The sequence below is a fragment of the Fretibacter rubidus genome, assembly GCF_041429785.1.
GTDB lineage: Bacteria > Pseudomonadota > Alphaproteobacteria > Caulobacterales > Maricaulaceae > Fretibacter > Fretibacter rubidus.
The window spans coordinates 322,801-348,581 of sequence record NZ_CP163423.1 but is presented as its reverse complement, the minus strand read 5'-3'; the positions used below and the strand labels follow the sequence as shown (position 1 = coordinate 348,581).

The following is a 25,781-nucleotide window of genomic DNA, read 5'->3' as shown; positions in this document are numbered from 1 at the left end:
ATGTCAAAAAAGAAGAACAAACCTTTTCGTCCAAAAGCCCGCCGCCCGCGTGGATTTGAAGATAAACCGGCCGAGACGTTACGTGCGGAAACGGCGCTAATCGCCAAAGCTTTTGCCGTCTATGACGCGCGCGGGTTTGAACCCCTGCAGACTCCCGTCTTTGAATATGCAGACGCGCTAGGCAAATTCCTGCCCGATGAAGACCGCCCCAATGAAGGTGTCTTCGCCATGCAAGATGATGACGAACAGTGGATGGCGATGCGCTATGATTTAACCGCACCCATGGCCCGCTATGTTGCGGAGAATTACGACGCGCTGGCCAAACCCTACCGCCGTTATCAAGCGGGCAGTGTTTACCGCAATGAAAAACCTGGTCCGGGTCGGTTCCGTGAATTTATTCAATGTGACGCCGATAGCGTCGGCGCACCGGGCGCGGCAGCAGACGCGGAAATGATTATGGTCGCCGCCGATGTCATGCGCGCCGTCGGATTAAAAGACAGTGAATATCAAATCCGCGTCAATAACCGCAAGCTGCTTGACGGTATTCTTGAGGCCTCTGGTGTGCCGAACACAGAGGCTGGCGCGGCGCAACGCATCCAAGTGCTGCGCGCGATTGATAAGCTTGACCGATTAGGCGCAGACGGTGTCGAGGCGCTTCTCGGCGAAGGGCGCGAGGATGAAAGCGGAGACTATACTGACGGCGCAAAGCTGGGAGCCGACGGCATCAAAGCCGTGCTCGGTTTTACCACCGCGTCAGACCCTGACCGCGGCAACACCATTAAAACACTAGAACAATTAGTCGGCCAATCAGAGCGCGGCATGGCAGGTGTGAAAGAGCTATCTGATATTGACGCGCTTCTCACGGCCTGTGGTTACGCGCCTGAACAAGTCGCCTTTGATACCTCTATCGTGCGCGGGCTAGGATATTACACTGGTCCCGTATTTGAAGCGGAATTACTGGCTGATATTCGAGACCGCAAAGGGCGCCCCGTGCGCATTGGCTCTATTGGCGGTGGCGGTCGTTATGACGGCTTGGTGTCTCGTTTCCGGGGCCAAGAGGTGCCCAGCACGGGCTTTAGCTTTGGTGTTTCGCGCTTTCTATCCGCCCTTGAACGCATGGGCCACAGCACAGTTGATGTGAACGCGCCTGTCATCATTTGCGCTTTTGATAAAGCTTTAATGCCAGCCTATTTCATGATGAGCGATGAGTTGCGCGCGGCTGGTATTCGCACCGAGGTCTTTATCGGCGCGGGCAATGTAACCAAGCAAATGAAATATGCCGATAAGCGCGGCGCGCCCATTGCCGTTATGATGGGCGAGGACGAGATCAGCGCGGGTGAAGTAACGCTAAAGGATTTGGCGCTCGGTGCGGAAATGGCAAAAGCCATTGAAAGCAATGAAGAATGGCGTGAAAGCCGCCCTGCCCAAGTGACTGTGCCGCGTGCGGAATTAATCAATCATGTGAAAGCCATGCTTAGCGCTTAAACATAAAAAACGCAGACCCAAAGGCCTGCGTTTTTCACGTTTTCCCCCAATTGGGATTTTTAGTCGTCTATTTGCTGTAGACAGATTCTTTATTGAAGTGTTTGGCCAAGAGGTAATAGACAACGGCGCGGAACTTAGAACGCTCTGAACGGCCGTATTGATCCATGACAGCGTTAATCGCGTCATCAAGCGCAGGGCCGTCTGATAGGCCAAGCTTCTTGATCAAGAAGTTATTTTTAACCGTATCAAGTTCTGATTGATCTGACGCGGATACAGTGGATGCATCGCGGTTATAGATAGACGGGCCACAACCGATTGTCACTTTGCGCAAGAAATCCATATCTGGCGTCACGCCACATTTGTCTTTCAAATCTGCTGCGTATTTTTCAATTAATTCATCACGTTTACTCATAGGACTCTCCTCCGATTCCTAACCAAAAGTCCCTAGCCATGCCCACCATGGTTAAGGTTAATCAGGGTTTAACCTATGCGGCTGAACGCTATATGAACGGAACATTAGCTCAAAAATGCAAAACGCTCCGCAGGCATGAACCCGCAGAGCGTTTTAAAAATGGTACCGCCTCTTGGTCTTGAACCAAGGACCTCCGGTTCCACAAACCGGCGCTCTAACCAACTGAGCTAAGGCGGCATACCCTAGAGTAGGCGGGACGTTTAAACGAACTGCCCCTCCCTATCAAGCCTGTTTTTGACCCTTAGCCGCTTTTTGGCATCTGGATAGATTCCCACCCTTGGCTGCCGAGGCTCTCTTGGTAGCGGATGTAATTATGCAGATCCCGCGCACGGCGCGCAGGGTCGGGATGGGTCGACATAAATTCTGGCTGACGGCTTGGGCTATTAGCGGCCATCTTTTCCCAGAGTTTCACAGATTGATGCGCGTCATAACCCGCCTTATGCATATATTTCGCGCCGAGCAGATCAGACTGGCTTTCATGTTTGCGCGAATAGGGCAAGATAACGCCAAAGGTAAAGCCGAGACCCAAGGCTTGGGACAAGAGTGCCGTGTTACGCGACGCGCTTTGTTGACATTGTGCGCGTTGGCGAGCGTCTTGATAGCGATCACAGCGTTTGCTCATTTGGCTTCCGCCAATAATTGTCCCCGCGCCAATGGCAAGCTGCCCTGCCATTTGTTGGCTGACACGTTCACGCGCATGACGGCCCGATACATGACCAACTTCGTGCCCCATGACGGCCGCGATCTGGTCGTCATTCCCCGCAAAATCCATCATGCCTTTATAAAAGCCAACACGGTTACCGGGCAGGACAAAGGCGTTTTTCTGATCATCATCAAACACCGCATAGTCCCATTGCTGGTTCGCACGATTAGCCCCGCGCGAAATACGCGAGCCAATATTTTTCAAGCGGTTTGTGTAACGCGGATCATTAGATGTCGGCGTTTTCTGTTTCATTTCAGACCAACTCGCCGCAGCCATTTGATTAAGTTGCCCTGCGCTGGCAAGGCCAATAAACTGCTTTTCGCCTGTCTCTGGATTGGTTGCACAACCACCTAACGCTGCACTGCTGACTGTTAAGGTCGCCCCTGCGGCCAAGGCTTGGATCACGACACGGCGTTCGTGAATGGCTTTGGTCTCGGCATCCATTGCCGCGGGTACTGGGTGGTGATTGCACATATCGTCCTCCAACGCTTGGCCCTGCCACACGCGGGGCCGTAGCCTTAACTATAGCTTAAATTTTCATAATTGACAGTATCTCCCTGCAAATAAGTGATATGATCAGTTGCAGTGCGTTGCCTGCCGTTCATGAAGCGGAACCTATAATAGGTAAGTACGTTAGTTTTAAAATTGGCTAAATTTTCTGAAGTGAGATGACATGCGTAAAATTATCATAGGTGTAGCCGTTGTTATCCTTCTGCTTGTCGCAGGGCTGATTGCTTTGCCGTCTCTTATTCCCTCATCAGTTTATAAAGACAATATAGAGGCGACACTAACCCGCGAACTGGCGCGCCCGGTGACCGTATCAGGCGACGTAAGTTTAAGCGTTTTCCCGGTCATCAAAGCCAAAGCTGGCCGCGTTGATATTGGAAACCCAGACGGATTTAAGAGCGTAAATTTCGCCAGCATGGACGGTCTGGACGCGCGCATCAAATTATTGCCTCTGCTGTCTAAGACCGTAGAAATCAGCGCCTTTACCCTTAAAAACCCCGAAATTAATTTACAAAAACGCAGCGACGGCACAGTTAATTGGGCCTTTGGCGACACTGAGCAAGCCGATGAGACGACGGACACGGGCCCCTTTAAACGCGACGGGCGTTACAGCGACATTGATCCCAAAATCGGGCGCTTTGCCTTGGAAAACGGCACAGTCACCTATGTCGATGACACAACACAAACGACAATTGACTTACAAGAGGTCAATATGGCCTTTGCTGTGCCGAGCCTATCCAAGCCCGTATCCATCGACGGGTCACTGATTTTAAATGGTAATCCGCTGTCGATTGACGCGACACTATCGACCCCGCGCGGATTTTTAAACGGCGACACGGCCGACATTAAAGCCAACATCAAAGCCCCCTTTGCGACCCTTGATGCGGACGGCACGTTTTTACCCGGAGAGGCCATCGCTGCTGCGGTTGCTATAGACGGCGAGATAAGCGACATTCCCGCACTGATAAAGCTATTGCCTGAGGGAACGCTGCCCAATGCCGCCTATGCGACACTCGCGGACACTGTCACCCTGTCGGGTGATTACCGCTATGACGGCACGACATTATCCGCGACCAATGCAGACATATCTGTAGACGGTAAAACCCTGACCGCACGCTATAAAGGGGACGCAATAGTTAGCGACACACCTGTTTTAAATGGCTCAGTTTCCGCTGATATTAGAGACATGGCGACGTTGGCCAAAGTGCTTGATCAACAAATTGACGGTATTGAGGTGTTACGAACCGCCAAATTGGACGCAAATTTTGCAAGTGAGGGCGACGGCTTTCGCGCCACTAATATCAAAGCCAGTGCGCAAGGCCCGGATGTCACCGCCAACTTTACTGGCAGCAGCGCCTATAATGACACTTTGTCGCTTGACGGCGGGTTCACAGCGGACGTTAAAACAATCGCAAGCGTGGTCAGCGCACTTAAATTGGACGTCCCACAAGCCGCAGCCCTAAACTCGGCCAAAGCCCAAGGCACAGTCAAAGTGAACGGTAAGACGATTGCTGTGACCCTGTCCAACGCCGATGTGTCAGGCGATAATATTACTGCCAATTATGTGGGCACTATCGGTATGATCGGTGACACAGTCACTGCCAAGGGCGAGTTTAACGCCAATAGCCCCAATGTCGCGACACTGGTTCAATCTGCGAAGATGGACATCCCGCAAGCGTCAGTCATAGGCGATTTATCTGCTAAGGGGATTGTGGATTACAACGGTACGCAGACCGCCTTAACGGGCCTTGATATTCTCACATCGGGCGAGATGATAAACGGTCGCTATAACGGATCAGCCACAATTGGTGACACCATTGCTCTGACAGGTGTCTTTGACGCTAGTGCCACCCAGATATCCCAAATCGCGCAACGTATTAATCAAGACATTCCTTATGCGACTGCGCTTGGCACGGTAAAAGCTAAGGGCCGTGTCAGTGGTGCTGGCGAAGATATTGCGGTGGATGACCTTGTCGCGACCCTTAGCGGCGGCCAATTAAATGGCGAGTTTACAGGTCGCCTCTCGGCCAATACATCTGGCAATTATGACATCACAGGACAAATGACAGCGGCTATCCCGTCGGTGCGTACGCTGGCCCAAACAACAGGCACAGCCCTGCCCGCCAGCACGGATGCAGGGGCCATATATGAGGCGTTTAACGTTTCAGGCGTCGTGTCAGGCACACCCGCTGCTATCACCTTCAACCAAGCCAAAATCGCGCTCGACGCCTTGTCTGGGACGGGGGATTTCACAGTCGATATGGCGGGCACAAAACCGCACCTAAAAGGCAAGCTTGCCCTAAATGGGCTAGATTTGCGGCCCTATATGGCTGCCTATGCCGCGCAAAATCCAACGGGCGCGATACAGCCTTGGGCCAATGATCCCATTGATTTGACCATGTTGCGCACAGTGGACGCGACGTTAAATGTCACGACGCCTAACATCGTCACGGACCGCATGGAATTGGGCACGGCAGATATGACGGCCACACTGCAAAATGGTAAGCTAACGACGACCCTCCCGCAGATAAACCTTTACGGCGGCTTGGGCGGAATGACCGCGACAGTCGACGCCAGCGGCGCTATTCCTATGGTGTCGCTTGATGCTGATTTGTCAAAATTGACGGCTAATAGTTTCCTCGGCGCGGTCGCGGGTTTCACCAAAGCCACGGGCGAGGCGGGTACAAAAATATCCATTCGCGGATCGGGCAATAGCCAGGCAGCCATTATGAAATCCCTATCGGGCAGTGGCGACTTCAAACTGCTGAACGGTTCGCTCTCTGGTATTGATGTTGGCCAATTTATGACAGGGCTTGAAACCGCATTAACCCAACGCAGTTTGCCCGCAGGTATTGGCCCGACACAATCGACGAAATTTAGTGACCTTATGGGCTTATTCACAATTGAAAATGGCGTCGCAAAAATTGGTGATTTCACGCTCGCAGGTAACGGTATTGCCGCAGAAGGCGCAGGCCAAATTGATCTCGGCGCGCAGACGATAGACTTTAGCCTGCGTCCCCGCGCGACAGGTGATAGCGCGACGGGCCTCGCGGCCTTTGGTATTCCCATCCAGCTAAAAGGTGGCTTTGGCTCTGTTTCCGCAGGGTTGGATACTGATCTTTTGGGCCGCATCGTAGCAGAGCGCGCGCAAGACAAGGCGCGTGACGCTTTAACAGGAGCGATTAAAGACAAAGTCGGCGGTAGCACGGGCGACGTTATTGGGGGCATCATCGGCGGTGCGCTGGGCGGCAATCAAACATCAACACAAGATGGTACACAGAGCACGCCGACAACACCTACGACGCGCGAAGACGCCATTGGCAATGCGCTGGGCGGATTGCTCGGCGTGAAAAAGGCGGATGATGCGTCCAAAGACACAACATCAGAAAATACCGATACGTCAAAAGAAGATGAGACGAAGAAAGACCCGGCGAAGAAAGAGCCGACAATAGAGGATGCCCTCGGCAGTCTGTTCGGGAAAAAGAAAAAAGACGACTAAGACGAAAGCCCGTTTAATTCATTAAGCAGGTGTCTTGGCCCGAATAATCCAAGCCACTTTGTCGGTGCCGAGCGTTAAAATATCGAGCGGTGTCACGTCCATGTCAGAGCGTGTCAAAATATCCAAAACAGATTGCGCCTCGCTCTCTGATAGCGCCGCTTGACGCATACTATCCATACGCCCTGTAAATGCAGCAATCTCTGCCGCCATGCCGTCGAGCCAGCCGTTAATATCAGATAGATTATAGCCAATGCGACCCTGATAAAGCGTCTGCGTGCCGCGGTATAAATGCTCAGCCAGCCCGCCCGTACGGCGCGCAATTGTAAGAAGCTGCTCTTGGGCAGGTGAAAACCGCGCGAGGGCCGCCTCAAAATCTGCATCTGACCCGCCGCTCATATCCACCTTAAACAAGGCTTTGGCCAGCGGGATAAAAGCCGTATCTGTAATGGCGCGCGCGTCTGATAATTGGGCGGCAACCTCAGTCTCAATCGCCCCCGTTTGAATATGGGCCAAAGCGACAAACGCCCCGCCGGGTTTAATTAGCCGTGCGGCCTCCGTTGCAGCTTTGGATACATCGGCATATTCAAAGCCAAATTGGCTCGCCACCATATCAAATGACGCGTCGCTCAAACCTGTGGCATCAGCAGGGGCCGCCACGCCCGTCACTTCGGGAAAGGCCGCTTTTAAAGTGGTGATTGCATCAGGCGAAATATCCACACCCGTCAAATTTGATAAGCCGCACGCTTTGGCCCGGCGCAGCACAGACCCAGCCCCGCAGGCCAAATCCAGTACAGCAGCGTCCTTGGGAAGTCCGTTTAAAACATCGTCCCAAAAAGCGGCAATTTGCGCGTCATTTTCAACACCCACACCGACCAGCGCCGCGCCCGCTTCGGATGCTGCGCGGCCCTGCCAGTAATTGCCCCAATTTTGCGCATTGGAGCCCGTGTTATCATCAGTCACATCAGCCTCTTTGGAAGGGATAAAAGTCATCCCCCAAATGCATGATTTTCGTTAGCGCGTCCAGCGCAGCGAAGCTTTCTTCCATGAGTTTAGGATCCGCAACATCGGTAGGGTCAAGGGTCTCGCGGTAGTGTTTTTCAACCCACGCCGCCAAAGCGTCGTGTAAATCAGGGGTGAATTTCTGTCCCGGATTGACCTGCGCCCATTCATCCTCTGTCAGGGTCACACGCAAACGCAGACAGGCGGGCCCGCCGCCGTTTTGCATGGATTGGCGCACATCAACAAAATCGACACGCCCAATCGGACCATTGCCCGCTGTCATTGCTGCGCAATAATCGCGGCTGCTTTCCATCTCTTGTGTCTCTAACGGCGCAATCAAGGTCAAGCGGTCATCCCCTGGCATTTGCACCAACATAGAATTAAAGAGATAGGACCCAATCGCGTCACCAATCGGCACGGCATCATTAGGAACTTCGACAAAAATCGGCTCAAAAAGACCCTTGGCAGCTTTTCGCACAGCGCGCTTCATGGCGTTTGTGTCTTCAAAGGCAAGTTCATGATAAAACAGCGTTTCTTTCGCCCCGACACAGACAACATCATTGTGAAACGCGCCTGCGTTAATGGCGGCACGGGCTTGCTGGATGATAACTGTGCGGGCGGGTTTCAGGCCATGAGCACGAGCAATCGCTTCGCATGATTGGCGCGTTTGACGGGCAGGAAAATCCGTGTCGCCCGCGCTATAACCGTCACGACCATAGACTAAAATTTCCACACCTTGCCCGCCGCGATGAGCGCAAAGCCGCACATGATTGGCGGCCCCCTCATCGGCAAAAACAGATTGCTGCGGCAGCGCGCGGTGCACAGACGCAAAAGGAAATGCGGCTTTAAGCGCGCGGCCCGTCTGTTTGTGCTCTATCGACCTGTGCAACATCGTCGACAAATTTGCAGGGGTCAGGTGCAACTTGCCGTCTTTGCTATCCGCACTAGGACTGACCATGGCGGCATTGGCAGACCACATGGAACTGGCGGACATTATATTGCGCGCGAATTGCGGGTCAGATTTCCAGACAGCGTTAAAGACTTGCGCGTCACGGCCACTGTAACCCGCCGCGCGCATGGCTGGCAAAAATGGCCGTTGTTGTGGCGGCAAGACGCCTTGCCAAATCCCGCTATCTTGGAGGTGCCGCATTTTACGTAACCCCTGCAAGGCGGCCTCTCGCGGGTAAGCCGTCAGACCTTTATGCCGGCTAGAGGCAAGGTTCCCGTCAGATAAGCCCCCATAATTATGAGTTGGGCCAATCAGCCCGTCAAAATTTGCTTCCATAGCATGCGGCGCTGTGCTCATGATTTAAGGCCTTGCATAGGCAGTGTTTCCAAGGCGGGCGCAACTTGGCTTGCCATGGGCCAAGCGCAGAAATCAGCCGCGTAATAGGCCCCCGGATTGTGATTGCCCGACGCCCCTGGCCCGCCGAAAGGCAGAAAGCTCGCCGCGCCTGTGGTCGGGCGGTTGAAATTCACGACACCCGCGCGAATGCGCGCACGGAAGTCATCCCAAAGCGCCGCGTTATCTGATAACAATCCTGCCGCCAGACCAAAGCGCGTGTTGTTCGCTGCCGCAATGGCCGCGTCCCAATCATCGACGCGGATAAGCTGTAGTACTGGCCCGAAAATCTCTTCATCCGGGACGGCAATGCCCGTCACGTCATAAAGACCCGGAGAGACAAACGCATCACCACGGGGCGTAATTTGTGTTTCGCGCAGGACCGTTGCACCCGCATCCACGAGAGCTTTGGCCTTTCCAACGACTTGCGCGGCGATGTCAGTACTAACCAATGGTCCCATTGTTGCGGGGGTTTCATCCGTCCAAGCGCCAACCGTTATGCGGTCGATAAAGGCCGTGAGGGCGGCAACAATCACGTCGCCTTTTTTGCCCGTCGGCACAATGACGCGGCGCGCACAGGTGCAGCGCTGCCCCGATGTGATATAGGCGGATTGCGCAATCTGGCTGGCGGCAGCGGCGGCGTCACTTGCATCCCAGACAATCAGCGGATTATTGCCGCCCATTTCAAGCGCCAAGACAACCTCTGGACGGCCACCAAAATGTTTATGAATATACGCCCCCGTTTGCGGCGACCCTGTAAACAATACGCCGTCCACATGCGGGTTATTTATTAAGGCACCGCCCGTTTCGCGCGCGCCCTGCACCATATTTACCACGCCTTTTGGAAACCCCGCCTCAGCGTATAATTTGATTAACGCTTCACCCACCGCAGGGGTCTGCTCGGATGGTTTAAAGACCACCGTATTACCGGCAATCAGAGACGGCAATATCTGTCCATTGGGTAGATGCGCTGGGTAATTATATGGCCCCAAGATAGCCATAACGCCGTGCGGGCGGTGCTGTAAATTCGCGTGTCCAAAGGCGACATCACGCGATGATGTCCCCGTACGGTCTTCATAGGACGCTATTGAAATATCAACCTTGCCCGCAATCGCGCCGCCTTCGCCTGTGGCGTCCCAAAGCTGTTTGCCTGTCTCACTGGCGATGAGCGCGCCGAGGTCTTCCTTTGCAGCAAGCGCCAATTCCTTAAACCGCATGACAGGTTTTAAACGTTCAGAGAGAGGCATCCTCGCCCAACTGTCAAAGGCTGCATGGGCCGCAGCGAACGCGCGATCAACATCGGCGACAGACGCCGCTTTGCCCGTCCAAATGACCTTGCCCGTAGCGGGGTCAACACTATCAAAAGCGTCGCCCGCACCGTCTTGCCACTGACCATCAATATACAGAGAGCTCATATTACGTCCTACCGTTTTATCCAAATGCGGGCTTTATCACCGCTCTTTAAGTTTAGTCGCGTCAGTGTCGCGGGGTCCGTTATCACATCATCACCGTCAAATTGTACCTCTGCAAGAACGCAGCGGAAATCAGAAATTGTGTCGCGCGCAATCATCGCGGTCAGCGGACTATCTGACGGTTTTACGCGCCCGGCAGCGATGGTTTTCACCCGGCTATGACGAATGGTTCTGATATCATCAAGCGGGGCGGTCATAGACGGACCGCCGTCAAAAATATCAATCAGGCCGTCATTACGAAAACCTTCCAGTTCCAGATATCGCCGCGCGCCAATACCTGCCGGGTGAGTTTTGCCTATCACCGCCTGAGCGGACTCTGGTAAGAGAGCCGCGTAAATCGGATGCTTTGGCATTAAATCGAGGATGAATTGATTGTCTTTTTCCGCCGAAATTTTATCAGCCTCGTTGAAGTCCATATCAAAAAACTTGCGGCCAATAGCGTCCCAAAAAGGTGACACACCCGCATCGTCGACATGACCGCGCAGCTCTGAAATCACGCGACTGGCAAAGCGTGATTTATCCGCCGCCATTAACATATAACGGGCTTGGGAGATTAAGCGGCCAGCCCCCCTTGATTTACCTTTGGGCCCGCGTTGATCTGCGCGAACAAATAGCGATCCGACTTCGGTCGAGCCCGTCAGGTCATTGACAAGCGCCAGCACATCCATATCAAAACGGCGGTCGGTGACAGATGATTTTTGCGCTTGTTTCAAAATACGGAAATTAAAAAACGGATCGCGCATACCAATCTGCGCTTTAATCGCGCTCATCCCGACAATTTCGCCGTCGGCATTTTCTAGCATTAAAAGATAGACGTGATCAGGGGTGATATCCGTCGGCCCTGCAAAGCTTTTGACGGATTTCTCTAACCGGGCCGCCAGAGCGTCTTCGCCGACAGCGAGCGAAGTAAAACCCGGCCCCGCAAGCGTCGCAAGCTGCATAATTTCAGGCAGGTCACCCGCGCTCGCCGGACGCACACAGAGCATTACCCGTGTCCTTTCGCGGCGTCTTTAAGATTTTGCGTGGCGAGCGCTTTCACGCTATGGGCGTCAAACTCACCAGAGGCCAGCTTCATCATAATCAGCGCGGCCAGCTTTGTGCGCTCTGTCAAGCTAGACAGTTTTACAAATTCACGATCAGAGTGTATTTCCCCGCCGCGTACACCCAGCGTATCAACATTGGGACATCCCGCCGCCCAGAGGTTATTGCCTTCACAGACACCGCCGCTGGGCGCCCAGCGAATGTTTTGCCCCAGCAAGTCCCCCGCTTGTTTCACCCAATCAAAGACTTGCGCATTGGCGGGTGACATAGGCTTAGGCGGACGCGTGAAGCCACCTGTCATTTCAGCCGTGATGCCGTCCATAGCGTTAATCTGCGCGGTCAATTTTGTAATTTGTTCTATTACCCATGCATCATCACCGTCATTTTTAACGCGCACATTAAACCGTCCAATGGCCAGTTCGGGCACAATATTTGACGCGCCGCCGCCGTCGACTTTGGCGATGTTAAAGGTCACATCAGGGCGTGTGCCGTTAAGATCATCAAGCCGTGTTATAAACCGGGCCATGGCGGCAATCGCATTGCGTCCTAAATGGTGTTCTCGCCCCGCATGGGCGGCGCGGCCTTTGATAATCAAGGCAAAATTACCGCTGCCTTTACGCGCGCCAGCCATAGAACCGTCAGCCAATGCAGGTTCAAACGTCAATCCAACATGGGCGGCTTTGCCAAGGCGCATAAGCTCTGGTGCAGAGCCGGGGGAGCCAATTTCCTCGTCAGGGCTGAGCAGGATATCATAGCCAATATTGTCAGCTTGAGGCGATTGTTCGAGCGCTTGCAGCGCGTGCAGCATCACCAAAATACCGCCTTTCATATCCGCAACTCCAGGGCCATTAACCGTGTCATCATCTAGATATGTCGGGTTTTGGAAATGAAAATTCCTTGGAAAAACAGTATCATAATGCCCCGTGAGGACGAGTTTTATGGGCGCATCGGGGCGCACAGAAATATGCACCGCCGGTTCATAGTGAACCACCTCTTTGACACCCGCCGCTGTGACGTATTCCCCCGGAGCGAGCGGCAACTCGGTGCAACGACCCGGCAACACCTTGGCGGCGTCCATTAAAAGCGCGCGCATGGCGATAAGCCCGTCTCTGTTATGAGAGCCAGAATTTTGCGATGACCAAGCGAGCAGAGTCTTCACCATGCTCCCTTGCTGGTCATCAATCGTTTTGAGGATCGCGGCCTCTTTGTCAGAGATGGAAATAGAGTGTGTTTGTGATGCTGTTTTCATGACACTAAGCTATCAAGCCTTGGCGTGAAATAATATGCCCAATATGCGTATCAACTCGAAATTCTATACCGCCACATTTGTGCGAATAGCGGACGCTTTAGACATAAAAAACGGGGCCCGAAGACCCCGCTTTTAGAATTGATTATGATATGTGCCTATTGGCAAGCATACATGTAGTTACCGCATGTTTTCATGAAGTGAACAACAGAGCCATTTGCAGACTGGATGCGGAATGCCTCACGGTCACGCTCAGACGTGTTCAACACTGAATATGCGTAGTGATGTTGCTCGCCGAGACCCAAGATACCTGTTGTACCCATTGGCAGCGTTTCTTCTGAGAACATGTAGCTCTGTGCATCACGGAAGCCATTTGTATAGCCCATAGATTTGAACAGATAGTTCAGATATGCACGATCAGTTCCACCAGCGGCATAACGCGCTTGTAGTTTCTCGAAGAACTGGTTCGGCGTTAGGCCGTGGCTATCACCAAACTCTGGCATTGTGCCCAAACGGCGAACGTTTTTAGGTGTCTTTGTTTGGTCAACGTTAAAGATGGCAACAGGTGACGGCCCACAGATGTTATACTGTGAAACAACAGTCTGCTGAACAGGACACTGATTGACATCATAGACCAATGAGCCATCCCAACATGTGAATGTCTGTGGTGCAGGTTGCACTGGACACTGGGCTGCGTCTGTAACGACTGAGCCGTCCCAACACTGCATTGTGCGTACGGGTTCTGGCGCCGGCTCTGGTGGACATTCAGCGGCACTCATTGTGCAAGACCCATCCCAGCAGTTATAAGACCCTTTGGCCACTGGCAGTGGCACTTTAACCATTTTCGTGCCTTTTTGGCCGAACTTGTAACGGAACCCTGTCATGACAGCGTGTGCGCCAACATTTTCCATTGTCGCCGCAGCCGCAGAGGTCGAGCCCAGTGACGGGGCTTTCGTACCAACAAAATCAAGATTGTTTGAATTTGTGTAACGGTAATGCGTATCCCATGTCAGGCTGTCGCTGATCTGGTAACCAAGACCCGCTAGCAACTGCCAGCCAAGACCTGTGTCACCGTCTTTGAACGAACACGCAACCGCGCCAACACAGGCAGGGTTAGAGACGTTTTGCACGCCCGCTGTGCCCAGTGATGCACTTGGGAAGTCATGGGCTGTCAATGTCGTGTTACCACGCACAAGACCAAGCCCCGCACCAATATAAGGTTCCCAACGGCCAAATTCAGAGAAATCATAAATCGCGTTAATAAACGCTGTCTTTGTTTCTAGCTTAGCCGATGTGTTTGGAATCTGGCTAATCGCGCCGAGGTCGGTCCAAAGCTGCGCTAGATCGCCTTCAAGACGCCAGTTGTTGCCAAAATCATAACCAACACCAACGGAACCCGCGATGTTACCTTCTGATTCAACATCACCAACAAGGTCGCCTGTTAGGTCAATATCAGTATGTGTGCCGTAACCCACATTACCACGGACATACCAACCCGCATCATCTTGCGCAGACGCAAGAGACGGAGCCGCAAGTAATGCTGCCGTTGCGGCAGCGACGAAAAGACGGTTTTTCATTGGAAATCTCCCCAAAGTCATCGGGTTACAGTCTTGAACCCACAATTCTAGAACATCTATACCCACTTAAAGAGGCATTTCAAGCAAAATTAATTTGCGTTAACAGTTTCCTAAATAGAGTTTAGGTTAGGTTCATTTAAAAAAAGGGCAGGATTTGAACGCTGTACTCAACGCGTGTGTGGGACTTTAGAATTTCACACCATCCCCATAAAGAAAAACGGCCCGCTAATGCGAGCCGTTTTTGATTTTATACATCGGCCTAATTGGCCAAAGAAACAGCGTTTAGTTGCTCATCATTGTTCCGCCAGTCGTGCTGAGGCGAATCAGCACTTCTGTACGGCGGTTAAGCTGCTCTTTCACACCATCGGCTGTTGGGATGAACAATTGTGTTTCACCCATACCTTGTGATGTAATCTTAGCGGCGTCTACACCTTCGGCAACTAACTCATCGCGCGCGTCTTTGGCGCGGCGCTCTGACAAGCGCAAGTTATAAGCTGCAGAACCAGAGGCATCTGTGTGGCCTGTTACGAGAACAGAATCGACGTTACAGAATTCACCGATATCAAGGATACGGTTGATTGTATTCTGTGTTTCAGCTGAACGTGCTTTGTTGAACTCGTAATAGATGATTTCCATACGGTCTGCACCGCAAAGATCACCAATCGTTTGAAGTGAGCGCGTTGCGACACATTCGTTTTGATCATAGACCAATGTACCGTCTGGACATGTAAAGGTTTCGCGTGTTGGACACTGCGCAACATCTTCAACCATAGTTCCGTCCCAACACTGCATTTGTGGGCGCGGCTCTGCTGGGCAGTTTGCCGCGTTCAGAACAGACGAGCCATCCCAACATGTGTATGAGCGCGGCGCTGCTGGCAGCGGCACTTTTACCATTTTTGTTCCGGTTTGACCGAACTTGTAACGGAACCCTGTCATGACAGCGTGTGCGCCAACATTTTCCATTGTCGCCGCAGCCGCAGAGGTCGAGCCCAGTGACGGGGCTTTCGTACCAACAAAATCAAGATTGTTTGAATTTGTGTAACGGTAATGCGTATCCCATGTCAGGCTATCGCTGATCTGGTAACCAAGACCCGCTAGCAACTGCCAGCCAAGACCTGTGTCACCGTCTTTGAACGAACACGCAACCGCGCCAACACAGGCAGGGTTAGAGACGTTTTGCACGCCCGCTGTGCCCAGTGATGCACTTGGGAAGTCATGGGCTGTCAATGTCGTGTTACCACGCACAAGACCAAGACCCGCACCAATGTAAGGTTCCCAACGGCCAAATTCAGAGAAATCATAAATCGCGTTAATAAACGCTGTCTTTGTTTCTAACTTGGCAGATGTGTTTGGAAGCTGGCTGATCGCGCCGAGGTCGGTCCAAAGCTGCGCTAGATCGCCTTCAAGACGCCAGTTGTTGCCAAAATCATAACCAACACCAACGGAACCCGCGATGTTACCTTCTGATTCAACATCACCAACAAGGTCGCCTGTTAGGTCAATATCAGTATGTGTGCCGTAACCCACATTACCACGGACATACCAACCCGCATCATCTTGCGCAGACGCAAGAGACGGGACAGTCATAAGGGCGGCTGTTGAAAGCGCGAGTAGAAGACGATGCTTCATGATGAATTCTCCTTTTGCGGAAATCCGCATTGTTCTTGTTTAACCAGACACAAAGGTCTTGTTGTTACTGAATGCCTCATACAGAAATATGTTCCGACAATCTAGTCCGCATTCGCAAAGTTTGTTTAAAATTTACAATATTATCAAAGGCGTGGCGAAAATACATCACTGTTTGAAAAAGGGCACAAAAAAGGTCGCATTTGCGCCATTATTTGGACACAAATTTGGCCCGATATTGGCACAGTTGGTGGGTAGGTCGTGAATCGGTAAAAATGGTGAGCCCGCAGGGATTCGAACCCTGGACCTACTGATTAAAAGTCAGTTGCTCTACCAGCTGAGCTACAGGCTCCCATTTGAGGCGCGTATCTAGGGGCGCGCGCACAGCAGGTCAAGCCTAAATATGAAACAGACACGAAGAGACGCAGTCAATGAGTGATTTATCTGAAAAAACGCGAAATTTAGCTCGTGTTTTAGGTCTAATGCCCGTCCTTTTGGCGGTGGGGGCTTGCCACTCCGTTCCTAAATTACCGACAATGCCTGACAGTGAGTATAAACAATCTATTCGCAACGTCCCCTATGCCGCAGCCACACCGATGCGTGACTTAAATATCGGGACAAAGCGCATCCCAGACCAACTTGCGACACTGCAAAATCCCTACGGCACAGATACGCACCGCTCTTGCGCCGCCATCCTAGCGGAAGTTCGCGCGCTAGACGAAGCACTACAGCGAAACCAACGTAGCAATCCCGGCACAATCCACCGCCGCGATACACGCGCCGGCAATGTCGGCAATGCGCTCGACGTTGGCACCAAAGCTGTCGCCACGTCGCTTATCCCTTTTCGCGGCGTCGTCCGCTTTGCCAGCGGCGCGACCTACCGCGATAAAAAGGCGCTAGAGGCTGACAAGCGTGGCCGCGAACGTATGGGGTTCTTGATTGGTGTGGGCAGCGCCAACGGTTGCCCCGGGTTTAAGGCGAGTGGACGGTTGCGTTAGTGAAAGACGAGTATTCATGGGTGTCTTACTTGAGGCGATTTTAAGCCGCTCAGTTTCGGCAGTTCGACGGGTATTGTGGACAATAGCATGTGTCTCATTTATTGTACGATTTTAAGGTGCTCAAGGGGTGTTCGCTATTAGCCGGAGTGAGTTTTACAATTGAGCGATTTGATTTCATTAAAGTAAAAGGGTACTTGAAAACTGTTTGGTATATTGATGACAATTATTTGCGCTTCGAATTTCACAATTATTCATTAAGGCTTCATAGTGTAAAGTTGCGTGGGAGCTAATATTATGTTTAGCGATTTCTTTAACGCCTTATGGGATTTTGTCTTGAAGCTACCCTTACCCCCCATGGGAGACTTGGGCGGGTTCATTGTGCTCATTTTAGTCATTCCAATTATTTTGGGGCTTTTGACGTCTTGGGGCGATTGGCGATCCACTGGTATCGCGTGCATTATTTGGTATGGCGGGCTGGGGCTTTTGGCTCTGATCGGTCGAAATGAAGAGGCTGGCTTTGCCTTCATCTTCGCGTTTCTTTTCTCCATGCTTGCCATTCCTGTACTGTCACTCATCGTTAAGTTTACGCGTAAATTATTGTCTATGACAAATTTAGTGTCATGATGCACGCTCGTGACGTTTTCAGTGCCATGCGAAAAGCGGGACCATTGGGTTTTGTCATTGTGGCTGGTTTTCTATTGGTCATTATTTTCGTTATTCCCGGTGGAAAGACAAAGGCCGCAGAGACCGTCATGCGCGAGACCTTTCGTGTACCGGATACAGCCCGCTTTATTGATATTATTCGACCTCACGCCTACACAGCTGGAATCATTGTGGAGGGCACCGTTCAATTTACACCGGAAGGTTATTCATCCTATCGCAAGGCGGCAATTGATCCGTCGCTTTGGAAGCCGTTGACCCTGAGTCGAAATTCTGTCCCCGTTGGCCGAACACACCTTAGTTCGTTGCAATCATGGCAAGAGATCTCTCGGTCCATCCCACAATCAGATGGCTGGAACCATGTAAGCGAGAAGCCAGTATATTATGACGAGTTGGGCCGCACCTCGGCCGAGAGAGGACTTATCCTTTGCTATGTCATCAGGCGCGTAAAAGGAAAAGCCAGCAGGGACAAGTCAACGTGGCGTGCAGAAGACTTTGAGGTTGCCTCATGCAAAGACACGCCAGTCGAGCCGAGGCCGAGCGCTCTGTTTTTGGGCGTACTAGATGACCAATCCAACACGCTTTATACAAAGGTTCGCCACGCTGGATTTTGGCCTGAATAATTCCCTGTCAAAATACCCGCGATGAAATCTATGTCTTTAATCGGTAGCAAATGCCTCTTGCTGCGCAAGCCTACATGACCTAACGGCTGACCTCAGCGAGGGTAGACATTAGTGTTACTAGATCACTTTCTTATTTTAGACGAATACTTCCGTATCCTCAAACATTACCCGCGGCCTTCTTTGGGCGTTTTAGGCCTCTCTCTTAATATTTAATTCTGCCTACCCCAAAGCAGCCCAAAGCGACACCATATCCTACGACTTCACCATCCCCGCGTGAAAGGTCTTGCGAAACGCCTCAAACTCGCCAGCGGCAATGGCGGCGCGCATACGGGCCATGAGGTCCTCGAAATAGGCGATATTGTGCCACGACAGGAGCATCGCACCGAGCAGTTCACCGCTGCGGATCAGGTGATGGACGTAAGCTTTGGAATAATCGGTTGAACAGGCCACATTAAAACTGGCGTCGAGCGGGCTTTGGTCTTCGGCGAATTCGGCGCGTTTGATGTTATACGGCCCTGCATCCGTCCAGACTTGGCCGTGGCGGCCGCTGCGGGTGGGAATGACGCAATCAAACATATCAACGCCGCGCGCGACCGCTTCGACGAGGTCAACGGGTTTGCCGACCCCCATGAGATAGCGCGGACGGTCTTTGGGCAGATAGGGCACAGTCACGTCAATCGTTTCGCACATGGCGTCGTGCCCTTCGCCGACCGCCAAACCGCCAATCGCAAAACCGCCGTAGCCGCCCGCTGTTGCCTCCGCCACGCTGGCCTCTGCGCTCATTTTGCGAAGCTCTGGAAAGGTCGATCCTTGAACAATGGCGAACAGCGTTTGCGAGTCCCGCTCACCAAAGGCTGCGAGCGAGCGTTGGCCCCAACGTAAGGATAGCTCCATCGATTTTGCTGCCGCGTCATAGGGCGACGGGAACTCTGTGCATTCATCAAGCTGCATCGAAATATCCGCGCCGAGCAAATCGGCTTGGATTTCAATGCTGCGTTCGGGCGACAGCATATGTTTCGACCCGTCATGATGGGATTGAAATTCCACCCCTTGCTCGCTCATTTTACGAAGCTTTGATAATGACCAGACTTGAAAGCCGCCGCTATCTGTCAAAATTGGCCCGTCCCATCCACCAAATTTATGCAGTCCGCCAAGGCGTTTCACTCGCTCCGCCCCAGGCCGCAGCATCAAATGATAGGTATTGCCTAAGATAATATCCGCGCCTGCCGCACGGACTTGGTCCATATAAACACCCTTGACCGTGCCCGCAGTACCGACAGGCATAAAGGCCGGCGTGCGGATATCCCCGCGCGGCGTTTTGAGCGTACCCGTGCGCGCCTGCCCATCAAAGGCGGCAATCTCGAAGGGAAACTTCATGCTGCTCTCCAAAGAAGGCTCGAGTCGCCATAGCTATAAAATCGGTAACCGCTATCCAGCGCATGGGCATAAGCCGTCTGCATCCGCTCTGTCCCGCAAATGGCAGAGACCAGCATGAACAGCGTGCTGCGCGGGAGGTGAAAGTTAGTCATTAAGCCGTCGATGATTTGAAAGTCATATCCCGGTGTGATGAAGATATCCGTCTCGCCTGTTTGCGCCACAACGCGGCCGTTTTGCGCGGCTGATTCGAGCGCGCGCAGCGCCGTTGTGCCGACCGCAATGATGCGGCGACCTTCATCTTTGGCAGCGTTAATCCGCGCGGCGGTCGCCTCTGAAATTGTGCGCCATTCGCTATGCATGATGTGTTCATTGGTCGAGCCAGACTTTACGGGCAGAAACGTCCCGGCCCCAACATGGAGGGTCAGTCGTTCAATCTGCAGACCCATTGCGTCAAGCTGGGCGAGTAATGCATCCGTGAAATGTAGCCCTGCGGTCGGGGCCGCCACGGATCCCGTTTCATCGGCGTAAACCGTTTGATAATCCGCCACATCTTGGGCATCGGGATCACGTTGACGCGCGATATAGGGCGGCAAGGGTGGATGGCCCAGGCTCTCAACTTGGGCGGTCAGCGCTTCGCCAGAGGCATTAAAGCTCAGCGCCAGATCGCCGCCGTCGCGCTTGTCCGATACGGTCGCAGACAGGCGGTCAGAGAAGTGAATGATGTCGCCATTTTTTAACCGTTTTGCAGGACGCACAAACGCCCGCCAGCGATCCGGTGCTTCGCATTTATGCAAATTTACGCCCACCGTGACGTCACCCCCGCCGCCGTGTTCGCGCGCAGGACGGGTCGCTGTCATCGCCGCAGGCAACACCCGCGTATCGTTTAACACCAGCACATCCCCTGCACTCAGAAGGCTCGCTAAGTCCCGCACAATATGGTCAGACAGCGCACCGTCCGGGGCCACATGCAACAGCTTCGCGCTATCACGCGGACGCGCAGGCCGAAGCGCAATCGCACGATCCGGAAGCTCAAAATCAAACTGGTCTACATTCATGCGGGGGCTTTAGCGGCACAGGCGGATTTGGGCAAGTGGATAGGGTGCGAATAGGTGGGTGGGTGAAGGTGGGAGCAAACGCAAAGGCAGATAGTGGAAGCAATATAACAGGTAGCTGTTTCTGCCATGGGGGCATTGCAGACATTAGCTCCTGTGTAATTTAGCAGAAATATTCGAGATAGCCTGACCTCACAGACCTTCACCAAGTTCGAAGATTTTCCTACGAATTTTTCGGCCATACAACGACAAAGAAATTTCGTTTATTAAATAAATGGTTGAAGATAAGCCATCTTTGCTAGCAGTTTCATATAATTGTACGTCAAATTCATTCGCCTTTATTCTGGGGTGAACTAAGTCGTTGCGAAATCGTTTGAAAGCGGAAAATTGTTCCCACGGCAAGCTACCTTTGATCTTACTTTTATCAGCACCTGAAATGAAAATTAGTAAATTGATCTTGCTTTCAATAGTGTTGAAATGATCAACTCTTTCCTGCTTGGAATTTTTAGGGTTAATTCTGGTAACTTTGTCATTTAGGAAATCCAAACCAAGTGAATCAAAACTTTCGGCTGTTTCATGGTTTTCAGCGATGTGGTTTACGTACCCCTCAAAAGCGCTTGCTGTCGCAAATATTGCGGCACGTCGATATCTATAAAAAACTTCTTCTACAGTTGATTCTCTCGGTGAATTGTCAATAAAGAAACGAGCATCTGCAAGGTAATCCTCAAACATAGTTGATTACAATTTCTTCAAACGTTCTTCGTTTGATTTTTTATTTCTCTTGAATTCAAAATTCGAAATTGCAGCATTTGCTAAGTCTTTAGAGATTTTTGTTTTATCTTTGTCGCATAATAAAATGAAAACCTCGAGCATGCGCCCAATCTCTGTAGAGCTTACACGTGTACCAAGACCGCGATAATTATCCGGGTCTACACCAGATAACCTAGCCTCTGATAACGCCTTAGCATTTAGTGGATCTAGTTTAACAGGTGAGTTTTCTGGTAAATTATATAAAGTTTTTAAGTTTTTGGGAGAGCTTTGGAAGAGCCCCGCCGCAAATGCCCAGCTGGCGACTACAGACAGCGATAAAGCTTTCTTACTATATTGTGCGGCCAGTTTTCCATCGGATTGTTTAACCGCATTCATTTGAGAATTATGTAATTTGGCGAAAGCCTTTCCCATCTCGAGAAGCTTTTTATCGGACCACACAATATTCTCTCTAATAGAATCAAATTCGTCATCCGTACCTCCAGCTTTAGCTAGTCGTGCTTCGTTAATTCCAGTAGCATCACCATGCTTGCCTTTTTCAAAATTCAATATGAGAGTTCTTGCTATTCTTACGGTGGGGTAAACTGCGTCGCCTTTATCTTTGAAGTCCATTCCATCAGGCAATAATTCAGATTTATGGCACCAATCCCTTAACTCTGGTCCGGCTAAATGCTCACTCATTCTATCAAGAAGGTCATTCGAGACTGCAATTGAAGTGTTATTTATTAGAGCAATTTCTACTTTTTGTTCCTGAGTTAGGTTAAAGTACACTCGAACTCCGTGAGGAACTGATATATCTTCTAAAAAAGCAGCTTTAATAGCTTCTACTCGATGTTGACCGCCATATACCTTCAACGGCTCGCCTTCATTGTACGAAGGGTCATATTCAAGAACTAAATCTTCAAAACTACGTCCCGCTGTTGCATCACTCTTCATTTTAACAAATGCTGACTTATCTCTATGCAGGTCTCTGTTTAGTTTGTAATTATTTTCATCGTCTGCGTCGATAGAAGCATTTAGGTCTGACGATTCTGCTATATCGTTTCCGTAGAGGTGACAAGTTATGTAGAAAGCATTGCTTTTGGCATCCCTGTGCAGCAATATATCTGCACCACTTTCTGTTTCGATAACCTTATAGGATTCCAAAAACTCCTCAGCTAATTTTATAGTAGGCGGAGGGGCGGTTGTTTCCTCATCAACTGTTTTTAACTCGGTCATCTAATCTTCTTTTCTTGTTTGCCTCTAACCATATCATTGAACTCTTAGTAAGTAACTTGTTTTCCCTTCACCTCCTCGTCGAAAAGAAAAATGTCTAATCCTTGGCGTTCTAGGCTGTGAGGCTAATGTCCGCAATGAGGATTATCGTGACTTAATCCCAGCTAACTTAAAACACCAAACTTATGCTAGCCCCCCTCCCCTGACCTAGAGCCTTCATGCTATCGCTCTGCCCTATAGCTCCTTAAAAATACGCTGCCAGCACGTGATCGAGTCTGCGCCGTACAAGCGCCGTCAACTTCTGTAATCCGTAATGTTCCAGCACAGCGCGGTAAATGTCCTCGCGGCCCAACATGTCGTCTTGTGCGCGGATGTCGAGGATTAACGCGGCTAGCTCGCTTGTCGGGATTTCAGCAAAGCTGCGGTCACCTAATGTGCGCACAATGACCAAGGGCGTGTCGGGCAAGCGCAGGACCCAGCCGACGGGGTCATCGTCGTCCGATACTTCAGAATCTGTTTCACGGTCTAGCGCGATAAGCCCGTCTTTGACGCCTTGTTTTAACGCGCGCACAAAGAGTGAGCGTGTGCCCGCCGTCACCTTCATCAAGCCGCCTGCCTTGGCATAGCTTTGGAACAGGTGCAGGGCCTGCATTGGGCCTTCATATTTTAAAATTTCGCACATGCCGTCCATAAATTGCGGTTGTTTTGCGCGGCGCGGGTCAGCGACAGGGCGCACGGGCCATGGGGTCAGCGGGGTGTGGGTTATGTTTAAATCGGTCATGCCCTTTCCTAGCAAAACGGCGTTGCTGGGGCTACGGCTTTTGTGAATAATGGGGGCGAGGCAACGTCGTTTTAAGATATTACCGCTATGATGTCTTTATGAGGAAAACTTTTGGAAAACGGCGCCACCCGCCTACGTCATCAAAAGTGCCGCCCGTAGAGGCAGATGTGGGTTCCAATACACTGTCCGAAGCAGACTTTTTAGCGCGGTGTCGTCCAAAACTGGACGCGTTAGAGGATATTAGAGTTGAAAAATTCGCGGTTTTTAAACGCCGTAAAAAACTCGCCATTCCGACGGCGGCTATCCTGACACCCGTGCTCGGTTTCATTGATTACTGGCTGTTGATGCTACAACGCAGCAGCGATGACGGAGCGGCGGGGTTAACATTGGTCGTGCTTGGCGCGCTATGGTTTTGGGTCACCATTCCCAAACGCCAATATGCCAAAGCCTATAAAACCAAAATTTTGCCAGAGATTGCGCGGCTGTTTGGCGACTTCACCTATGACGTCAAAGGCAAAATCCCGATGCGGGCGATGAAGCCGTCGGGCATTGTGCCCGGCCATAGTGGCTATAATTCCGAAGATCATTTTTCCGGGCTTTATAAGGGCGTGTCGATTGATTTATCAGAGATTAAACTGACCAAAAAATCAGGCAAACGCACAGTCACAGTCTTTAACGGTTTGGCCGTTCTTCTTAGCGGTGGAACCAAACCTTTTTCAGGGCATACAATCATCGTCAAAGACAAAACATCCGTCGGCGCATGGGCCAAGGCAAAAATATCAGGCCTGAAGCGTGCAAACTTTGTTGATCTAGAGTTTGAGCGGATGTTTGATGTGTTCACCACAGACCAAACAGAGGCACGCTATTTGATCGACCCTGTGATTATGGAAAACCTAAAAGTCATGCAAGGCGAGTTTAATGGCGACAGCTTGACCGCGTCATTTTACGATGATCACGTGCTGATTTTAATTGAAAGCAGCACCAATCATTTTGAGCCCGCCAAGATCGACATTCCCGCGACAGACGAGACCGAATTAATGTCGCTGCGAGACGAGATTGCGCAAATACTATCGATTGTTGATCAGCTTTCATTATTGAGCGCGAAGAACAAACGCCTTCACGCTTCATAAATGGACAAACAATAAATGCCGCCCCCATCTGTGTAGGAACGGCATTCAATAGATTTAAATTTTGAGGATGGGAGCCTTAGTTGCCGCCCTCATAGTCACCCGTAATCATGCAAGTGCCGTTGGGTTGGGCCGTGGTGCCGCTGGGGCAACTGACCATGACAGTCGTCGATGCAGGAGCGGTCTCCACCATGGGGGCTGTTTCCATTGTAGAACTGGTCTCGCTGCTCATCTGCTTGCTCAGCATGCCTTTGGCGGTATCCATCATTTTATCTTTGGCGCGGTCTTTGGCGACGGCTTTGGCGGCGTCTTGGGCAGACCCGCCTTTTAACATGATTTTACCCGCTTTCATTTTTTCGTCTGTCGACATAGAGCCAACAGCATCCGTCGCCATATCAGTGGTTGATGACGTGCCCAAAACGGCGCCCATCACATCACCAGACATACCCGTCTCTGATTTCATTTTGTCTTTGCCGCTGTCCATCGCAGCGTCCATGGCGGCGTCTTTGGCGGATTTACCTTTCATCATATCAGCGCCCATATCGACGCCTTTACCAGCGGCAGTCCCGGCCATATCGCCCGCTTTTTCGGTCGCTATATTGGTGGCTTTGTCCTTGACCTTGTCCTTGGCCATATCAATGGCTTTGTCTTTGATCATGTCTGTGTCTTGCGCAAAGCTCGGCGCGCTATAGCCTATAAGCACAGCAGCGCTTAGCATTGTAAGGGTTTTAAGATGTTTCATAATGGTATCTCCCATGAAGTTGATGCCCTAGATATAGCCTATATCATGGCAACTTTGTGTCACAAATTATGACGATACTGTCATGATTGGGAGAGAATGATTAACGCAGCGCCAGCAGTAAAAGCGCCGCAAGACCCAAAAACGCAGCCCATGCCGGGTGACGAAACCGCGTGCCAAAAGCAATCAAACCGCTAAACACGCACAGTGTAAAAGCAAAAAACATGAGCACAAAAGGCGTGGACGTTGCGCCAATATAGCTGAATACGACCCCAGCTAGAGCCAATGCGAAAAGTGAGACACCGTGCCAACTGGCCCAAATAATACCCCAATATCGTCTCGGCATACCGCCAGGCGGATGTGTACGGTAGGGCTTAAATAAAAGACGCTCACCCACAATAGAGTGGATGAGCGCCAGAATAATTATAACGATGGTTGCAGCGGCAAGATATAAATCCGCGCCGCTGAGCAT

Annotated in this window: 22 protein-coding genes and 2 tRNA genes; 6 read left to right on the top strand and 18 right to left on the bottom strand. The window is 51.5% G+C overall.

Annotated elements, in window-relative coordinates:
• Positions 1 to 1,485, top strand: coding sequence for a histidine--tRNA ligase (hisS, locus tag AB6B37_RS01655; protein ID WP_371397161.1), 1,485 nt, complete (start codon positions 1 to 3; stop codon positions 1,483 to 1,485).
• A gap of 67 nt (positions 1,486 to 1,552) precedes the next feature.
• Here hisS and AB6B37_RS01650 read toward each other — a convergent pair whose 3' ends face one another.
• The 3 genes from AB6B37_RS01650 to AB6B37_RS01640 form a co-directional block, all read right to left on the bottom strand.
• The gene (locus AB6B37_RS01650; protein WP_371397160.1) at positions 1,553 to 1,897 is read right to left on the bottom strand and encodes a DUF2853 family protein; all 345 of its coding nucleotides are present in this window, start codon (positions 1,895 to 1,897) and stop codon (positions 1,553 to 1,555) included.
• A 160-nt stretch (positions 1,898 to 2,057) separates the two neighbouring features.
• Positions 2,058 to 2,134 (bottom strand) — tRNA-His (locus tag AB6B37_RS01645).
• A 64-nt stretch (positions 2,135 to 2,198) separates the two neighbouring features.
• Complete coding sequence (locus tag AB6B37_RS01640) at positions 2,199 to 3,134, bottom strand: M48 family metallopeptidase (RefSeq protein WP_371397159.1); 936 nt, start codon at positions 3,132 to 3,134, stop codon at positions 2,199 to 2,201.
• A gap of 199 nt (positions 3,135 to 3,333) precedes the next feature.
• Here AB6B37_RS01640 and AB6B37_RS01635 point away from each other — a divergent pair, with 199 nt between their 5' ends.
• The gene (locus AB6B37_RS01635) at positions 3,334 to 6,666 is read left to right on the top strand and encodes an AsmA family protein (protein ID WP_371397158.1); all 3,333 of its coding nucleotides are present in this window, start codon (positions 3,334 to 3,336) and stop codon (positions 6,664 to 6,666) included.
• A gap of 21 nt (positions 6,667 to 6,687) precedes the next feature.
• Here the strand turns inward: AB6B37_RS01635 and AB6B37_RS01630 are convergent, their stop codons facing one another.
• From AB6B37_RS01630 to AB6B37_RS01595, 8 genes are all read right to left on the bottom strand, one after another.
• Positions 6,688 to 7,626, bottom strand: coding sequence for a class I SAM-dependent methyltransferase (locus AB6B37_RS01630; protein ID WP_371397157.1), 939 nt, complete (start codon positions 7,624 to 7,626; stop codon positions 6,688 to 6,690).
• Position 7,627: 1 nt separating this feature from the next.
• Positions 7,628 to 8,971, bottom strand: coding sequence for an N-succinylarginine dihydrolase (locus tag AB6B37_RS01625; RefSeq protein ID WP_371397156.1), 1,344 nt, complete (start codon positions 8,969 to 8,971; stop codon positions 7,628 to 7,630).
• Complete coding sequence (gene astD, locus AB6B37_RS01620; protein ID WP_371397155.1) at positions 8,968 to 10,422, bottom strand: succinylglutamate-semialdehyde dehydrogenase; 1,455 nt, start codon at positions 10,420 to 10,422, stop codon at positions 8,968 to 8,970. The genes AB6B37_RS01625 and astD overlap by 4 nt, the downstream gene beginning before the upstream one ends.
• A gap of 8 nt (positions 10,423 to 10,430) precedes the next feature.
• The gene (locus AB6B37_RS01615; RefSeq protein ID WP_371397154.1) at positions 10,431 to 11,465 is read right to left on the bottom strand and encodes an arginine N-succinyltransferase; all 1,035 of its coding nucleotides are present in this window, start codon (positions 11,463 to 11,465) and stop codon (positions 10,431 to 10,433) included.
• Entirely contained in the window at positions 11,465 to 12,769 is a 1,305-nt protein-coding gene (locus AB6B37_RS01610; RefSeq protein WP_371397153.1) for a hydrolase, read from the bottom strand. The genes AB6B37_RS01615 and AB6B37_RS01610 overlap by 1 nt, the downstream gene beginning before the upstream one ends.
• A 155-nt stretch (positions 12,770 to 12,924) precedes the next feature.
• The gene (locus AB6B37_RS01605) at positions 12,925 to 14,343 is read right to left on the bottom strand and encodes an outer membrane protein (RefSeq protein WP_371397152.1); all 1,419 of its coding nucleotides are present in this window, start codon (positions 14,341 to 14,343) and stop codon (positions 12,925 to 12,927) included.
• Between the two features lie 282 nt (positions 14,344 to 14,625).
• Positions 14,626 to 15,972 (bottom strand): OmpA family protein, encoded by a 1,347-nt coding sequence (locus AB6B37_RS01600; RefSeq protein ID WP_371397150.1) that lies wholly within the window; start codon positions 15,970 to 15,972, stop codon positions 14,626 to 14,628.
• Between the two features lie 273 nt (positions 15,973 to 16,245).
• Positions 16,246 to 16,321, bottom strand: a tRNA-Lys gene (locus AB6B37_RS01595).
• A 79-nt stretch (positions 16,322 to 16,400) separates the two neighbouring features.
• Here AB6B37_RS01595 and AB6B37_RS01590 point away from each other — a divergent pair.
• The 3 genes from AB6B37_RS01590 to AB6B37_RS01580 all read left to right on the top strand — a co-directional run bounded on the left by AB6B37_RS01590 (position 16,401) and on the right by AB6B37_RS01580 (position 18,250).
• Positions 16,401 to 16,967 carry a hypothetical protein gene (locus tag AB6B37_RS01590; RefSeq protein ID WP_371397149.1) on the top strand — a complete coding sequence of 189 codons (567 nt, stop codon included), beginning with the start codon at positions 16,401 to 16,403 and terminating at the stop codon, positions 16,965 to 16,967.
• A 294-nt stretch (positions 16,968 to 17,261) separates the two neighbouring features.
• Positions 17,262 to 17,591, top strand: a complete 330-nt coding sequence (locus AB6B37_RS01585) for a hypothetical protein (RefSeq protein WP_371397148.1) — start codon at positions 17,262 to 17,264, stop codon at positions 17,589 to 17,591.
• Positions 17,588 to 18,250, top strand: a complete 663-nt coding sequence (locus AB6B37_RS01580; protein ID WP_371397147.1) for a hypothetical protein — start codon at positions 17,588 to 17,590, stop codon at positions 18,248 to 18,250. Before AB6B37_RS01585 ends, AB6B37_RS01580 begins: the two co-directional genes overlap by 4 nt.
• Before the next feature lie 252 nt (positions 18,251 to 18,502).
• Here AB6B37_RS01580 and tgt read toward each other — a convergent pair whose 3' ends face one another.
• From tgt to AB6B37_RS01555, 5 genes are all read right to left on the bottom strand, one after another.
• On the bottom strand, positions 18,503 to 19,627 hold the full coding sequence (tgt, locus tag AB6B37_RS01575) for a tRNA guanosine(34) transglycosylase Tgt (RefSeq protein WP_371397146.1): 1,125 nt from the start codon (positions 19,625 to 19,627) through the stop codon (positions 18,503 to 18,505).
• On the bottom strand, positions 19,624 to 20,682 hold the full coding sequence (queA, locus tag AB6B37_RS01570; RefSeq protein WP_371397144.1) for a tRNA preQ1(34) S-adenosylmethionine ribosyltransferase-isomerase QueA: 1,059 nt from the start codon (positions 20,680 to 20,682) through the stop codon (positions 19,624 to 19,626). The genes tgt and queA overlap by 4 nt, the downstream gene beginning before the upstream one ends.
• A gap of 189 nt (positions 20,683 to 20,871) precedes the next feature.
• Positions 20,872 to 21,411, bottom strand: a complete 540-nt coding sequence (locus tag AB6B37_RS01565; RefSeq protein WP_371397143.1) for a hypothetical protein — start codon at positions 21,409 to 21,411, stop codon at positions 20,872 to 20,874.
• 6 nt (positions 21,412 to 21,417) lie between these two features.
• Positions 21,418 to 22,665, bottom strand: a complete 1,248-nt coding sequence (locus tag AB6B37_RS01560) for a hypothetical protein (RefSeq protein WP_371397142.1) — start codon at positions 22,663 to 22,665, stop codon at positions 21,418 to 21,420.
• 241 nt (positions 22,666 to 22,906) lie between these two features.
• Positions 22,907 to 23,443: a hypothetical protein gene (locus tag AB6B37_RS01555; RefSeq protein WP_371397141.1), complete on the bottom strand. Its 537-nt coding sequence runs from the start codon at positions 23,441 to 23,443 to the stop codon at positions 22,907 to 22,909.
• A 98-nt stretch (positions 23,444 to 23,541) separates the two neighbouring features.
• Here AB6B37_RS01555 and AB6B37_RS01550 point away from each other — a divergent pair, with 98 nt between their 5' ends.
• Positions 23,542 to 24,573 (top strand): DUF3137 domain-containing protein, encoded by a 1,032-nt coding sequence (locus AB6B37_RS01550; RefSeq protein ID WP_371397140.1) that lies wholly within the window; start codon positions 23,542 to 23,544, stop codon positions 24,571 to 24,573.
• 76 nt (positions 24,574 to 24,649) lie between these two features.
• On the opposite strand, the gene AB6B37_RS01545 is transcribed toward AB6B37_RS01550, so the two are convergent.
• On the bottom strand, positions 24,650 to 25,312 hold the full coding sequence (locus AB6B37_RS01545; RefSeq protein WP_371397139.1) for a hypothetical protein: 663 nt from the start codon (positions 25,310 to 25,312) through the stop codon (positions 24,650 to 24,652).
• A 100-nt stretch (positions 25,313 to 25,412) separates the two neighbouring features.
• Positions 25,413 to 25,781, bottom strand: coding sequence for a hypothetical protein (locus AB6B37_RS01540; protein WP_371397138.1), 369 nt, complete (start codon positions 25,779 to 25,781; stop codon positions 25,413 to 25,415).

What these genes read in the sequence shown, in the direction of transcription:
- AB6B37_RS01650 (WP_371397160.1), bottom strand. Translation starts at nt 1,897, where the DNA reads ATGAGTAAACGTGATGAATTAATTGAAAAATACGCAGCAGATTTGAAA.
- AB6B37_RS01565 (WP_371397143.1), bottom strand. Translation starts at nt 21,411, where the DNA reads ATGTTTGAGGATTACCTTGCAGATGCTCGTTTCTTTATTGACAATTCA.
- AB6B37_RS01585 (WP_371397148.1), top strand. Translation starts at nt 17,262, where the DNA reads ATGTTTAGCGATTTCTTTAACGCCTTATGGGATTTTGTCTTGAAGCTA.
- astD (WP_371397155.1), bottom strand. Translation starts at nt 10,422, where the DNA reads ATGAGCTCTCTGTATATTGATGGTCAGTGGCAAGACGGTGCGGGCGAC.
- AB6B37_RS01590 (WP_371397149.1), top strand. Translation starts at nt 16,401, where the DNA reads ATGAGTGATTTATCTGAAAAAACGCGAAATTTAGCTCGTGTTTTAGGT.
- tgt (WP_371397146.1), bottom strand. Translation starts at nt 19,627, where the DNA reads ATGAAGTTTCCCTTCGAGATTGCCGCCTTTGATGGGCAGGCGCGCACG.
- AB6B37_RS01560 (WP_371397142.1), bottom strand. Translation starts at nt 22,665, where the DNA reads ATGACCGAGTTAAAAACAGTTGATGAGGAAACAACCGCCCCTCCGCCT.
- AB6B37_RS01540 (WP_371397138.1), bottom strand. Translation starts at nt 25,781, where the DNA reads ATGCTCAGCGGCGCGGATTTATATCTTGCCGCTGCAACCATCGTTATA.
- AB6B37_RS01640 (WP_371397159.1), bottom strand. Translation starts at nt 3,134, where the DNA reads ATGTGCAATCACCACCCAGTACCCGCGGCAATGGATGCCGAGACCAAA.
- AB6B37_RS01600 (WP_371397150.1), bottom strand. Translation starts at nt 15,972, where the DNA reads ATGAAGCATCGTCTTCTACTCGCGCTTTCAACAGCCGCCCTTATGACT.
- AB6B37_RS01610 (WP_371397153.1), bottom strand. Translation starts at nt 12,769, where the DNA reads ATGAAAACAGCATCACAAACACACTCTATTTCCATCTCTGACAAAGAG.
- AB6B37_RS01615 (WP_371397154.1), bottom strand. Translation starts at nt 11,465, where the DNA reads ATGCTCTGTGTGCGTCCGGCGAGCGCGGGTGACCTGCCTGAAATTATG.
- AB6B37_RS01550 (WP_371397140.1), top strand. Translation starts at nt 23,542, where the DNA reads ATGAGGAAAACTTTTGGAAAACGGCGCCACCCGCCTACGTCATCAAAA.
- AB6B37_RS01555 (WP_371397141.1), bottom strand. Translation starts at nt 23,443, where the DNA reads ATGACCGATTTAAACATAACCCACACCCCGCTGACCCCATGGCCCGTG.
- AB6B37_RS01545 (WP_371397139.1), bottom strand. Translation starts at nt 25,312, where the DNA reads ATGAAACATCTTAAAACCCTTACAATGCTAAGCGCTGCTGTGCTTATA.
- AB6B37_RS01635 (WP_371397158.1), top strand. Translation starts at nt 3,334, where the DNA reads ATGCGTAAAATTATCATAGGTGTAGCCGTTGTTATCCTTCTGCTTGTC.
- AB6B37_RS01625 (WP_371397156.1), bottom strand. Translation starts at nt 8,971, where the DNA reads ATGAGCACAGCGCCGCATGCTATGGAAGCAAATTTTGACGGGCTGATT.
- hisS (WP_371397161.1), top strand. Translation starts at nt 1, where the DNA reads ATGTCAAAAAAGAAGAACAAACCTTTTCGTCCAAAAGCCCGCCGCCCG.
- queA (WP_371397144.1), bottom strand. Translation starts at nt 20,682, where the DNA reads ATGAATGTAGACCAGTTTGATTTTGAGCTTCCGGATCGTGCGATTGCG.
- AB6B37_RS01605 (WP_371397152.1), bottom strand. Translation starts at nt 14,343, where the DNA reads ATGAAAAACCGTCTTTTCGTCGCTGCCGCAACGGCAGCATTACTTGCG.
- AB6B37_RS01580 (WP_371397147.1), top strand. Translation starts at nt 17,588, where the DNA reads ATGATGCACGCTCGTGACGTTTTCAGTGCCATGCGAAAAGCGGGACCA.